General features: G+C 61.7%; 17 protein-coding genes. All 17 read right to left on the bottom strand.

Annotated features, from left to right (window positions below):
• Positions 1–76: 76 nt before the first annotated feature.
• Positions 77–1006 (bottom strand): NAD-dependent epimerase/dehydratase family protein, encoded by a 930-nt coding sequence (locus LRS53_RS09565; protein WP_017640294.1) that lies wholly within the window; start codon positions 1004–1006, stop codon positions 77–79.
• A complete protein-coding gene (locus LRS53_RS09560) occupies positions 999–1898 on the bottom strand; it encodes a sugar nucleotide-binding protein (RefSeq protein WP_231355712.1) in 900 nt (299 codons plus the stop codon). Before LRS53_RS09560 ends, LRS53_RS09565 begins: the two co-directional genes overlap by 8 nt.
• Positions 1899–1985: 87 nt before the next feature.
• Positions 1986–4190 (bottom strand): YccS family putative transporter, encoded by a 2205-nt coding sequence (gene yccS, locus LRS53_RS09555; protein ID WP_231355711.1) that lies wholly within the window; start codon positions 4188–4190, stop codon positions 1986–1988.
• A 145-nt stretch (positions 4191–4335) separates the two neighbouring features.
• Entirely contained in the window at positions 4336–5829 is a 1494-nt protein-coding gene (locus tag LRS53_RS09550) for a catalase (protein ID WP_231355710.1), read from the bottom strand.
• A 175-nt stretch (positions 5830–6004) separates the two neighbouring features.
• Positions 6005–6394: a 50S ribosomal protein L17 gene (gene rplQ / locus LRS53_RS09545; RefSeq protein WP_007161227.1), complete on the bottom strand. Its 390-nt coding sequence runs from the start codon at positions 6392–6394 to the stop codon at positions 6005–6007.
• A gap of 44 nt (positions 6395–6438) precedes the next feature.
• Positions 6439–7440, bottom strand: a complete 1002-nt coding sequence (locus tag LRS53_RS09540; protein WP_059316454.1) for a DNA-directed RNA polymerase subunit alpha — start codon at positions 7438–7440, stop codon at positions 6439–6441.
• Positions 7441–7462: 22 nt separating this feature from the next.
• The gene (rpsD, locus tag LRS53_RS09535; protein WP_017640289.1) at positions 7463–8083 is read right to left on the bottom strand and encodes a 30S ribosomal protein S4; all 621 of its coding nucleotides are present in this window, start codon (positions 8081–8083) and stop codon (positions 7463–7465) included.
• A 16-nt stretch (positions 8084–8099) separates the two neighbouring features.
• A complete protein-coding gene (gene rpsK / locus LRS53_RS09530) occupies positions 8100–8489 on the bottom strand; it encodes a 30S ribosomal protein S11 (protein ID WP_003281811.1) in 390 nt (129 codons plus the stop codon).
• A gap of 30 nt (positions 8490–8519) precedes the next feature.
• Positions 8520–8876, bottom strand: coding sequence for a 30S ribosomal protein S13 (rpsM, locus tag LRS53_RS09525; protein WP_017640288.1), 357 nt, complete (start codon positions 8874–8876; stop codon positions 8520–8522).
• Positions 8877–9006: 130 nt separating this feature from the next.
• Entirely contained in the window at positions 9007–9123 is a 117-nt protein-coding gene (gene rpmJ / locus LRS53_RS09520) for a 50S ribosomal protein L36 (RefSeq protein WP_002555468.1), read from the bottom strand.
• A gap of 30 nt (positions 9124–9153) precedes the next feature.
• Positions 9154–10485 carry a preprotein translocase subunit SecY gene (secY, locus tag LRS53_RS09515; RefSeq protein ID WP_026083755.1) on the bottom strand — a complete coding sequence of 444 codons (1332 nt, stop codon included), beginning with the start codon at positions 10483–10485 and terminating at the stop codon, positions 9154–9156.
• The gene (gene rplO / locus LRS53_RS09510; protein ID WP_007161232.1) at positions 10486–10920 is read right to left on the bottom strand and encodes a 50S ribosomal protein L15; all 435 of its coding nucleotides are present in this window, start codon (positions 10918–10920) and stop codon (positions 10486–10488) included. It abuts the gene before it with no gap.
• A gap of 3 nt (positions 10921–10923) precedes the next feature.
• A complete protein-coding gene (rpmD, locus tag LRS53_RS09505) occupies positions 10924–11106 on the bottom strand; it encodes a 50S ribosomal protein L30 (protein WP_007161233.1) in 183 nt (60 codons plus the stop codon).
• Positions 11107–11108: 2 nt separating this feature from the next.
• A complete protein-coding gene (rpsE, locus tag LRS53_RS09500; protein ID WP_007161234.1) occupies positions 11109–11609 on the bottom strand; it encodes a 30S ribosomal protein S5 in 501 nt (166 codons plus the stop codon).
• A gap of 3 nt (positions 11610–11612) precedes the next feature.
• Positions 11613–11963: a 50S ribosomal protein L18 gene (gene rplR, locus LRS53_RS09495; RefSeq protein WP_007161235.1), complete on the bottom strand. Its 351-nt coding sequence runs from the start codon at positions 11961–11963 to the stop codon at positions 11613–11615.
• A 10-nt stretch (positions 11964–11973) separates the two neighbouring features.
• Complete coding sequence (gene rplF, locus LRS53_RS09490; protein ID WP_017640286.1) at positions 11974–12507, bottom strand: 50S ribosomal protein L6; 534 nt, start codon at positions 12505–12507, stop codon at positions 11974–11976.
• A gap of 11 nt (positions 12508–12518) precedes the next feature.
• Entirely contained in the window at positions 12519–12911 is a 393-nt protein-coding gene (gene rpsH / locus LRS53_RS09485) for a 30S ribosomal protein S8 (RefSeq protein WP_017640285.1), read from the bottom strand.
• Between the last annotated feature and the right edge of the window lie 108 nt (positions 12912–13019).

Raw genomic sequence — 13019 nt, 5'->3', positions numbered from 1 at the left:
TCGCGTCGTAGGTTGGCGCTGAGACAGCTCCATCGTCGCAGCCCAACAGCCCGGGGCTTGCCCCTGACCTCGCCCGCTAGTCCCGTAGCAGTGCCGCCAGCCCCGTGCCCATGCCTGTGGGCTGGCTGAAATCGAAGCGCTCGCGCAGACGACGGTTGTCCGCCTTCGAATGGCGGATGTCCCCCGCCCGCGCCGCACCATGGGTCACCGGCGGCAGGCCACCCAGCACCTGGCCGATCTCCGCCAGTAGCCCGTTCAGGCTGATGGTCTCGCCGCGCCCCACGTTCACCGCCCCAGCCGCTACCGCGGGGGCTTCCAGCGCCTGCACCAGGATGCCCACCAGATCGGCCACATAGACGAAATCGCGGGTCTGCTCGCCGTCGCCGAACACCGTGATCGGCGTCTGCCGGCGAGCGCGCTCGGTAAAGATGCTGATCACCCCCGAATAGGGCGAAGAGGGATCCTGACGCGGTCCGTAGATGTTGAAGAAGCGGAAGATCGCCGGCTCCAGACCGTGCTCGCGGCGATAGAAGTCGAAGTAGTACTCGCCGGCCAGCTTGTCCGCCGCATAGGGCGTCAGCGGTGCCTTGGGCAGCTCCTCGTCGATGGCCTGGCCCTGACCGTTGGCGCCATAGACCGCCGCGCTGGAGGCATAAACCACCCGCTTGATCGCGGCCTTGCGCATGGCCTCGCACAGATTCAGGGTGCCGATGAAATTGGCCCTGTGGGTGCCCACCGGGTCTTCCACCGAGGCTTGCACCGAGGCCACCGCGGCCAGGTGCACCACCGCTGCGCAACCGGTCACCGCGGCTTCCAGCGTCGCGGCATCGGCCACGTCGCCCACCCGCAGCTCGATAAGGTCGTTGTCCAGCGGCAGATTCTCGCGCTTGCCGGTGCTCAGATCGTCCAGTACCCGCACCCGCCGGCCCCGCGCCAGCAGCGCGTCGGCCAGGTGGGAGCCGATGAAACCGGCACCGCCAGTGATCAGAATGGGCGCATCACTCATCGAAACCTACCTCGTCCTGCCGAAAGCCCTGCAACAGCGCCGGCAGCTCCTGCTGCCAGCGCCGCGCCTTGATTCCAAAGGTGTTGAGCAGCTTGCGACTGATCAACACCCCCTGTTGTGGCTCTTCCGTGGCATCCGCCCGCTCCAGGTGCATCACCTCCTGCCATTCGCAGCGCACCGGCCGGTCGAATTCCTGCCAGAGCTGGGCGACGGTCTCGGCTAAACCCAGCTCCGACACCGCTTCCTGGGCGCCGTAGTGATAGGTCCCCCAGAGCGGCGCACCACAGTCGAGCTGCTTGACCACGGCCAGCAGCACTCGGGCGGCATCGCCCACGGTGGTCGGGTTGCCGCGCCGGTCGCCCGCCATCGGCACCACCTGCTCGGTACCCAGCTGTCGCAACAGACGCCCCAGGCGACCGTCGCAGGAATCGTCGAGGACCCAGCCCAGGCGCAGCAGGATGTGCATCGGGCACAGCGCCCGCACCAGCTGCTCGACCCGCCAGAGCGCCTCGCCACGTGCGCCCGGCGGCCGCGGAAGATCCTTTTCACTATAGCCGGCCACGCGCGAACCATCGAAAAGCTGATAACTGGACGGTTGGATCAGCGGAATCTGATAGTGCTGGCAGAGGCCGGCCAGGCGTTGTACGGCCAGCGCCTGGCGCTGCATCAGCGCCGGATCGAAGTCCGCCGCCTGCAACCAGTCGCGGTAATAGGCGAGATTGATCACCGCCCCTGGCCGTACCTGGTCGAGCACCTGGGTCAGCCCGGCGGCGTACCAGCCCTCCGCGGGAGTCTCGGGGGCGACGAATTCGATGCCCGCTTCGGCACCGGCGGCGAGTAGCGCCTTGCCCAGGGCGCTCTCCCCGCCCACTACTAGAAGACGCATACGCATGTGTTGGAACAGCCTTCAAACCAGCATAAACAGGCGTCGAAAGATTCGACGGACATCGGTCAACATAGCGCGTCGCGCCAACCTTGCTCAAGCATCGGCGGTACCCGCTGCCGGTTGCTCGCGGCTTTGTTCGCGCAGGGTATGGTTAGCGGCGCTTTTGAGATTGGGCAGCAATCGGCAGATCAGCGCCAACTGGGTACACACCAGTCGGTAGCCATCGTCGTTGTCCTCGGCCGCGGCTTCCAGTTCGTCGGCCAGGCTGCTTTCCTCTTCGGCGGTCGGCGGCAGACTACGCCGCTCCGCCACCGCGGCGGCAATGGCTTCCATGCCCTCGGCGATCCGGGTCACGGCGCGCTCCACCAGGGCATCGTGCTCGGCCGCCTCCAACTGGCGGCGATGGGCGCCCAGGGCCGACAGATAGCCCAGCAGGGTGTTGGACAGCGCCAGATAGCGAAAGCCCGCTTCCAGGTTACGGCGGAAATGCCCGGGATCGCGCAGCATGTTGGCCAGTGCGGCCGACAGCGTCGCATCGGCATTGTGGGCGTTGCGCCGCGACACGCGGTAGTCGAGATCGTCCCGCTTGCCGGTCCGGTACTGCTCGTGCAACCGGCGCAGATAGAGCGCATTGGTGCGCAGGGTATTGGCCATCACCTGATGCAGTCGCCGTCCCTGCCAGTCGGGCAGGACAAAGAACACCGCCAGCACCGCGATCAGGCAACCCAACAGCGTATCCAGCAACCGCGGCCAGATCAGCATGAAGCCATTGCCCACCTGGTTGAAGCAGAACAGCACCATCAGGGTGATGGCGGCGGTGGCGATGGTGTAGCGATCCGTCCGGGTGATAAAGAACACCAGGCCGGCGACCAGCGCCATCAACAGCTGGATCTCCGGCTGACCGAACAGCTCCAGCAAGGCGCTGCCCAGCAACAGGCCGATCACCGTACCAACGATCCGCTGCACCAGCCGCACCCGGGTCGCCCCGTACTGCGGCCGACAGACGAACACCGTGGTCAGCAGGATCCAGTAGCCGTTCACCGGGTGGATCAGGTGCAGCACGCCATACCCGGCCATCAGCGCCAGCGCCAGGCGCAGGCCATGGCGGAACAGCAGCGAGGTCGGGGTCAGCTGTAGGCGGATGCGCTGGAACACCTCGCGCAGGGAGCGCGCCGCCGGATCCAGCAGGCTGGTGTCCAGATCCGCCGCCCCCGAGTCGCTGTTGCCCGCCTCGGAGAATTGCCGCTCCAGAGTCGAGAGATTGTGCCCGAGCAGGTCCAGGGAGCGCAGCAGACCGCGCCAGCGCGGATTCTGCTGCTGCTTGAGATACTCCAGCGAGGCCTGCAGATCGGTCAGCCCCTGCTGACTCTGCTGGCCGTATTCGAAGGGCTGCCCCAGACGGATCGCCTCGCCCATGTTGTGGCAGGCATTGGCCTGCAGCTTGAGCAGCCGCTGACAGCGAAACAGGATGTCGCTGTGGAAGAAGGCCTCGGTCAAGGCGCTGTAGGGATAGTGCGAGGAACTGGCGCGCTCATGGATGTCCTGCGCCATGAAATAGAGACGGAAGTAGCGCCCCGAGCGCGCGCCAGGCCGTCCCGAGCGGCCGAAGCGATTGAGGATGGTCGCCTTGGCCTGGTTCAGCGCCTGCACCACCTTGCCGTTCTGCTGCGCCAGCAGCACGCGGCGCCGATGCAGATCCACCCCGCGTACCGGTTCGAGCATCTCGGCCTTGAGCCTGAGCAGGATCTCCAGTTCGCCATAGAGGGCGGACAGATTCTGCCGCACCGGCTGATGGGCGAACAGCGCGCACCAGAGCACCGAAAGCAGGCCGTACCACAGCGCACCGGCCAGCAGGTGCGCTGGCTCGTACCACAACGGCACCTGGGCGCCGAGCCGCTGATCCACCCCGATCATGGCGTAGATCGACAGGATCACCGTGGCCTGGGCGATGGATGCATAGCGCTCGCCGATGGCGCCCAGCATCGTCAGGCTGAAGGTGGCCAGGCCCAGGCCGACCACGAAGATCCAGGGATAGGGAAACAGCAGCTCGACCGCGAAGGCCGCCACGGTAAAGCACAGCAGCGTCACCGCCAGCGACTTGAGTCGCCCCAGCCAACTGTCGTCGGTTTCCGCCAGGGCGCTGGCGATGATGCCGAGAAACACCGGCGACAGCGCACGCAGATCCCCCAGCGACCAGCAGACGGCCATGGCGCCACTCAGGGCGACAAAGACGCGAACGCCATAGCTGGCCTTTTCGTGCGCCCAGAGCTGGCGCAAAGACACTCCAAACACAGTCATGACGGGAGAGCGAGCCTCGTGTTTTCGCGCTTGATGCGAACCTTAGCACTGCGACGTCGCAAGCGGCGTTCGAGACAGCCTTTCCCGCACTTTTTTGACGGACGAAGAAAACCCGGCATTCGCCGGGCTCCTTCCTATCCCTGGATCAGGCCACTTCGCTGGGATCTATCCCCAGGCCCTTGGCCACGCCCATGCCATAGGCGGGATCGGCCTTGAGGAAGTGACCGATCTGCCGCAGTTGCACCTCACGGGTCACAGAGCCCAGGGCGCCGACGATATTGTCGATCAGCAGTGCTTGCTGGTCGGCATTCATCAGGCGGAACAGCGCGCCGGCCTGAGTGAAGTAATCCTCGTCCACCCGGTGATCGTAGCGATCGGCGGGGCCGGCGAAGTTCAGCGCCGGCTCGCGATACTGCGGCGCCTGCTTGGGCGTATGCCCATAGCTATTAGGCTCGTAGTTCGGCTGCGAACCGCCATTGCCATCGAAGCGCATGGCGCCATCGCGCTGATTGTTGGCATAGGGGCAGCGCGGTGCGTTGACCGGTAGCTGCTGATAGTTGGTCCCTACGCGATAGCGCTGGGCGTCGGCATAGGCGAACACCCGGCCTTGCAGCATGCGATCAGGCGACAGCCCTATGCCCGGCACCACGTTGCTCGGTGCGAAGGAGGCCTGCTCCACCTCGGCGAAATAGTTCTGCGGATTGCGGTTGAGCTCCAGCACCCCGACTTCCTGCAGCGGATACTGCTGCTGCGACCACACCTTGGTCACATCGAAGGGATTCTCGGCGCGACCGGCTGCCTCCTGCTCGCTCATTACCTGGATGCACATCTTCCAGCGCGGGAACTCACCGCGCTCGATGGCCTGGAACAGGTCACGCTGGCTGTAGTCCGGATCGGTACCGGCCAGCCGTGCGGCCTCGGCCGGTGCCAGGTTCTTGATCCCCTGCTGGCTCTTGAAGTGAAACTTCACGAAGTGCCGCTCACCCTGGGCGTTGATCAGGCTGAAGGTGTGGCTACCGAAGCCGTGCATGAAGCGATAGCCATCCGGAATGCCGCGATCCGAGAAGAGGATGGTCACCTGATGCAGCGACTCCGGCGATAGCGACCAGAAGTCCCACATCATCTGGGGGCTCTTCAGGTTGCTCCAGGGATCGCGCTTCTGGGTATGGATGAAGTCCGGAAACTTGAGCGGATCGCGGATGAAGAACACCGGGGTGTTGTTGCCGACGATGTCCCAGTTGCCTTCTTCGGTATAGAACTTCAGGGCGAAACCCCGGGGATCGCGTTCGGTATCCGCCGAACCGCGCTCACCACCCACGGTGGAAAAGCGCAGGATGGTCTCGGTCTGCTTGCCCACACCGGCGAACAGCTTGGCGCTAGTAAGGTGAGTGATGTCCTGGGTAACGGTAAAGGTACCGTAGGCCGCGGAGCCCTTGGCATGAACGCGCCGCTCGGGAATGACTTCACGGTTGAAGTGCGCCAGCTTCTCGATCAGATGGAAGTCGTCGAGCATCAGCGGACCGCGCGGACCGGCGGTGCGGGAATTCTGGTTGTCGGCTACCGGAATGCCGCTGGCAGTGGTGAGGATCTTGGTATCGGTCACAGGTATCTCCCTCTGGAAAGCGTTGGCTGATCGCATGAGGGAAGTATCGCCGGGGTGATACTTTAGGACTAATTTATTGATCCTAGCATCCTGATAGAAAAACCTGAGTCGTAAGATCCTACTGTCTGGACCTGAGCAGCGCCTTGCCATAGCCAAAAGGCGGGCATGAAAAAGCCGGGCAAGAGCCCGGCTTTTTCCAGAACGCAGCTACTTATTCAGCAGCCTGTTCCACGGTACCGCCGACCGGACGGTCGATCAGCTCGACATACGCCATGGGCGCATTGTCGCCAGCGCGGAAGCCGCACTTCAGGATACGCAGGTAGCCACCCGGACGGTTGGCGTAGCGCTTGCCCAGGTCGTTGAACAGCTTGCCGACGGCAGCTTTCGAACGGGTACGGTCGAAAGCCAGGCGACGGTTGGCGACGCTGTCTTCCTTGGCCAGGGTAATCAGCGGCTCGGCGACGCGGCGCAGTTCCTTGGCTTTCGGCAGGGTAGTTTTGATCAGCTCGTGCTCGAACAGCGACACAGCCATGTTCTGGAACATGGCCTTGCGGTGTGCGCTCGTGCGGCTCAGATGACGACCACTTTTACGATGACGCATGATTGAAATTCCTTCCCAAACTATCGTTCGGTGAACAATGACGATCAGGCAGTAGCCTTGTCGTCCTTCTTAAGGCTTGCAGGGGGCCAGTTGTCCAGGCGCATACCGAGCGACAGACCACGGGAGGCCAGAACGTCCTTGATTTCGGTCAGGGACTTCTTGCCCAGGTTCGGGGTCTTGAGCAGCTCCACTTCGGTACGCTGAATCAGGTCACCGATGTAGTAGATGTTCTCCGCCTTGAGGCAGTTGGCCGAACGAACGGTCAGTTCCAGATCGTCCACCGGACGCAGCAGGATCGGATCGATCTCGTCTTCCTGCTCGACCACGACCGGCTCACTGTCGCCCTTGAGGTCGACAAAGGCTGCCAGCTGCTGCTGCAGGATGGTGGCGGCACGACGGATGGCTTCTTCCGGATCCAGGGTACCGTTGGTTTCCAGGTCAAGCACGAGCTTGTCCAGGTTGGTACGCTGTTCGACCCGGGCGTTTTCCACCACATAGGCCACGCGACGAACCGGGCTGAACGTAGCATCGAGCTGGAGACGACCGATTGCGCGGGTTTCGTCTTCTTCGCTCTGACGCGCATCGGCGGGCTCATAGCCACGACCGCGCGCGATTTTCAGCTTCATGTTCAGCGAACCGTTGTCCGCCAGGTGGGCGATGACGTGCTCACCGTTGACGATCTCGACATCGTGATCGACCTGAATGTCGGAGGCCAGAACTGGCCCCTGACCTTTCTTGCTCAGACTCAGGGTGACTTCGTCACGGCCGTGCAACTTGATGGCCAGGCCCTTGAGGTTGAGCAGGATCTCGATCACGTCTTCCTGCACGCCTTCGATGGCGCTGTACTCGTGCAGAACACCGTCGATCTCTGCTTCGACTACCGCGCAGCCAGGCATGGAGGACAACAGGATACGCCGCAGCGCGTTGCCCAAGGTATGGCCGAAACCACGCTCGAGAGGCTCGAGGGTGATCTTGGCACGGGTCTGACTAACCGCCTGCACATCGATATGGCGGGGGGTCAGGAACTCATTTACCGAACTCTGCATGGATGCACCTACTTTCTAGCCCTTACTTGGAGTAGAGCTCGACAATCAGGTTTTCGTTGATGTCGGCGGAGAGATCACCACGGGCCGGCACGCTTTTGAAGGTGCCTTCCTTTTTCTCGGTGCTCACTTCGACCCACTCAACCCGGCCACGCTGGCCGCACAGCTCGAGAGCCTGAGCGATACGCAGCTGGTTTTTGGCCTTTTCACGGACCGCGACGACGTCGCCGACCTTGACCTGATAGGAGGGAATGTTGACGGTCTGACCGTTGACGGTGATCGACTTGTGGGAGACCAGCTGGCGCGATTCGGCGCGAGTGGCACCGAAGCCCATGCGATACACCACGTTGTCCAGACGGCATTCGAGCAGTTGCAGCAGGTTCTCACCGGTAGCGCCCTTGCGACGGGCAGCTTCCTGGTAGTAACCGGCGAACTGACGCTCGAGCACGCCATAGATACGGCGGACTTTCTGCTTTTCACGCAGCTGCAGACCGTAGTCGGACAGACGACCGCGACGCTGACCATGCTGGCCAGGAACGGTTTCCAGCTTGCACTTCGAGTCGAGGGCACGAGCGCCGCTCTTCAGGAAGAGGTCAGTGCCTTCGCGGCGGGACAGTTTGCACTTGGGACCAATGTAACGAGCCATTTCTCACTGTCTCCTATTACACGCGACGCTTCTTCGGCGGACGGCACCCGTTATGCGGGATAGGCGTCACGTCGGTGATGCTGGCGATCTTGTAACCACAGGCATTCAGGGCGCGAACAGCGGACTCACGGCCGGGGCCGGGACCTTTGACGTTCACGTCCAGATTCTTCAGACCATATTCCAGAGCGGCTTGGCCGGCACGTTCGGCTGCAATCTGGGCAGCGAACGGGGTGCTCTTACGGGAGCCACGGAAGCCGGAGCCACCGGAGGTCGCCCAGGACAACGCATTGCCCTGACGATCGGTGATGGTCACGATGGTGTTGTTGAAAGACGCATGGATGTGGGCGATGCCATCAACCACTGTCTTTTTGACTTTCTTACGAGGACGAGCAGCAGGTTTTGCCATGACTAGATTCCTGTCGATTCGCGGATGCGATTACTTGCGGATCGGCTTGCGCGGGCCCTTACGGGTACGGGCATTGGTCTTGGTGCGCTGACCACGGACCGGCAGACCACGGCGGTGACGCAGACCGCGGTAGCAACCCAGATCCATCAGGCGCTTGATGTTCATGTTGATTTCGCGGCGTAGGTCACCCTCGGTGAGGATTTTGGCGACCTCGTTACGCAGCTGATCGACCTGCTCGTCGCTCAGTTCTTTGATCTTGGCGGTCGGCTGGATGCCGGTGGCCGCGCAGATCTTCTGAGAGGTGGTGCGACCGACACCATAGATGTAGGTCAGCGAGATAACAGTATGCTTGTTATCTGGAATGTTGACGCCTGCAATACGGGCCATTCAGAAAAACTCCAATTGACAGCTACCGACGCCCCGGAAGCCAAGAAAAGGGCGCGCGATATTAACGCTGTAGGAACAAATGATCAACCCGGCAGCACACTAGCTGCCGGGTTAGACGCGTGGTTCACACTCAGCCTTGGCGCTGCTTGTGACGCGGTTCAGCGCTGCAGATCACGCGCACGACGCCTTCGCGGCGAATGATCTTGCAGTTACGGCACAGCTTCTTGACCGATGCACGAACTTTCATGACAACTCCTCTAACCTTACGAGTAACGGCTCAACGCATCATGCCGTTGCCGTAGCCCTTCAGGTTGGCTTTCTTCATCAGGGACTCGTATTGATGAGATACGAGATGGGACTGGACCTGGGACATGAAGTCCATGACCACTACCACCACGATCAGCAACGAGGTCCCGCCGAGATAGAACGGCACGTTCGCCGCGACCACCAGGAACTGGGGCAACAAGCACACCGCCGTCATGTACAGGGCACCGAACATGGTCAGCCGGGTCAGCACGCCATCGATATAGCGCGCGGACTGCTCACCAGGACGAATACCCGGGATGAACGCCCCGGATTTCTTCAGGTTTTCCGCCACATCCTTGGGGTTGAACATCAGTGCCGTATAGAAGAAGCAGAAGAAGATGATCCCTGCACTAAACAGCAAGATGTTCAGCGGTTGGCCGGGGGCGATGGCCTGAGCCACGTCCTGCAACCAGCCGAGACCTTCGGACTGACCGAACCACGAACCGAGCGATGCCGGAAACAGCAGGATGCTGCTGGCGAAGATCGCCGGGATGACCCCGGCCATATTCACCTTGAGCGGCAGATGGCTGTTCTGCGCCGCGAAGACCTTGCGGCCCTGCTGACGCTTGGCGTAGTGCACGGCGATACGACGCTGCCCACGCTCGATGAACACCACGAAGGCGATGATGGCGACCGCCACCACACCGACCATGATCAGCGCGAAGATGTTGATATCGCCCTGCCGTGCCGACTCGAAGGACTGACCGATGGCGCGAGGCAAGCCCGCGACGATACCGGCAAAGATCAGCATCGAGATGCCGTTGCCGATACCGCGCTCGGTGATCTGCTCACCCAGCCACATCATGAACAGTGCGCCGGCGACGAACGTGGTGACAGCGACGAAATAGAAGCTGAAGCCCACGCTGAACGCGACGCCCTGACTGGCGAGTCCTACCGACATCCCGGTGGCCTGAACGAGCGCCAGAACCAGCGTGCCGTAACGGGTGTACTGGCTGATCTTGCGACGACCAGACTCACCCTCTTTCTTCAATTGCTCCAGCTGTGGGCTGATCGCGGTAAGCAGCTGCATGATGATCGAGGCCGAGATGTACGGCATGATCCCCAGGGCAAAGATGCTCATCCGCTCCAGCGCACCGCCAGAGAACATGTTGAAGAGGCTAAGAATGGTCCCCTCGTTCTGCCTGAACAGTGCGGCCAGCTGATCGGGATTGATACCCGGAACAGGGATGTGCGCACCGATCCTGTAGACGATGATCGCCAGGAACAGGAATCGGAGGCGGGTCCACAGTTCGGACATACCACCGGTCTTGCTGAGCGCAGAGAGAGCACCTTGCTTAGCCATTTATTCCTCGATCTTGCCGCCAGCTGCTTCGATGGCTGCACGGGCACCCTTGGTGGCACCAATGCCCTTCAGGGTGACGGCACGAGTGACGTCGCCGGACAGCACAACCTTGACACGCTTGATGTCACGGCTGATCACGTTGGCGTCTTTCAGCGCCTGCAGATCGACCACATCGACATCGACCTTGGCCAGCTCGGAGGTACGAACCTCGGCGCGGTCCAGGGCCTTCAGCGATACGAAGCCGAACTTGGGCAGACGACGGTGCAGCGGCTGCTGGCCGCCCTCGAAACCAGGGGCAACCTTGCCACCGGAACGGGAGGTCAGACCCTTGTGGCCACGACCACCGGTCTTGCCCAGGCCGCTACCGATACCACGACCGGGACGCAGCTTCTCGCGGCGAGCGCCGGGAGCGGAACGCAGATCATTCAATTTCATGACTTAACCCTCCACACGCAGAAGGTAATAGGCCTTGTTGATCATGCCGCGATTCTCAGGGGTGTCCTGAACTTCGACGGTGTGACCAATGCGACGCAGGCCGAGACCCTTGACGCAAGCCTTGTGATTGGCCAGACGGCCGTGGACGCTCTTGATCAGCGTGACCTTGACGGTTGCGTTAGCCATGATCAGAGAATCTCCTCGACGCTCTTGCCACGCTTGGCGGCAACAGCTTCCGGCGCCTGCATGTGCTTGAGACCTTCAAAGGTCGCGTACACCACGTTTACCGGGTTGGTGGAGCCGTAGCACTTGGCCAGGACGTTCTGCACACCAGCGACTTCCAGCACGGCGCGCATGGCACCACCGGCGATGATGCCGGTACCGTCGGAAGCGGGCTGCATGTACACCTTGGAGGCGCCATGGGCGGCCTTGACCGGGTACTGCAGGGTGGTGCCGTTCAGATCCACCTGGATCATGTTGCGACGAGCAGCTTCCATAGCCTTCTGGATGGCGGCAGGCACTTCACGGGCCTTGCCACGGCCGAAGCCAACGCGGCCTTTGCCATCGCCAACCACGGTCAGAGCGGTGAAGGCGAAGATACGGCCGCCTTTCACGGTTTTGGCTACGCGGTTAACTTGAACCAGCTTCTCGATGTAGCCTTCGTCGCGCTTTTGATCGTTATTTGCCATGACTTAGAACTCCAGCCCGCCTTCACGAGCAGCGTCGGCCAGCGCTTTGACGCGACCATGGTACTTGAAGCCAGAACGATCAAAGGCCACCTGGGTAACGCCAGCGGCCTTGGCACGCTCGGCGACCAGCAGACCAACTTTCTTGGCCGCCTCGACGTTGCTGGTAGCGCTTTCGCGCAGTTCTTTGTCCAACGTAGAAGCGCTGGCCAGGACCTTGCTGCCGTCGGCCGCGATGACCTGGGCATAGATGTGCTGGGAAGAGCGGTACACGCACAGACGGACCACTTCCAGTTCGCGCATCTTCAGGCGAGCCTTGCGAGCGCGACGCAGTCGGGTTTCTTTCTTGACGGTCATTTGCTATGCCCTACTTTTTCTTGGCTTCTTTACGGTGGACGACTTCGTCGGCATACCGTACACCCTTGCCCTTGTAAGGCTCCGGCGGACGGAAACCACGAATCTCAGCCGCAACCTGGCCGACCAGCTGCTTGTCGATACCCTTGATCAGGATTTCGGTCTGGTTGGGGGTTTCTGCGGTGATGCCTTGCGGCAGGTCGTAGTCCACGGGGTGAGAGAAGCCCAGAGCGAGGTTCAGCACCTGACCTTTGGCCTGGGCCTTGTAGCCCACACCGACCAGTTGCAGCTTGCGCTCGAAGCCCTGGCTGACGCCGACCACCATGTTGTTGACCAGGGCACGGGTAGTGCCGGCCATCGCACGGGTCTGCTGATCGCCATTGCGAGCAGCGAAACGCAGCTCACCGGACTCTTGAGTGACTTCAACGGACGGATGGACCTTCAGTTCCAGAGCGCCCTTGGCACCCTTGATCGAAAGCGCCTGACCGGCCAGATTAACTTCGACGCCTGCAGGCAGTCTTACAGGGTTTTTAGCAACGCGAGACATGCTGATTCCCCTTAGAAGACTGTGCAGAGCACTTCGCCGCCAACACCAGCAGCACGGGCCGCGCGATCAGTCATCACACCTTTGTTGGTGGAAACGATCGACACGCCCAGACCGCCACGCACTTTCGGCAGCTGGTCAACGGCTTTGTACTGGCGCAGACCGGGACGGCTGCTACGCTTCAGCTCTTCGATGACAGGCTTGCCTTCGAAGTACTTCAGCTCGATGGACAGCGACGGCTTGGATTCCGCGCTGACCTGAAAATCCGCGATGTAACCTTCGTCCTTGAGGACTTTGGCAACGGCAGCCTTCAGCTTGGAAGAAGGCATGCTCACAACGGCCTTTTCAGCCATCTGGGCATTACGGATACGAGTTAGCATGTCTGCTAACGGGTCCTGCATACTCATGGGCTATTAGCTCCTAATACAGAAATTGAGCCTACCGGCTCTCAAAAATCACCCCTCGGCAATAGGCCGATTCGGGCGAGCCGAGCATTCTAGAGATCGGCCCGAAAC

The sequence above is a fragment of the Pseudomonas sp. PLB05 genome, from assembly GCF_021106615.1.
Lineage (GTDB): Bacteria > Pseudomonadota > Gammaproteobacteria > Pseudomonadales > Pseudomonadaceae > Chryseomonas > Chryseomonas benzopyrenica.
Note: the sequence above shows the minus strand (reverse complement) of the source record. Positions and strands in the feature narration are given on the sequence as shown.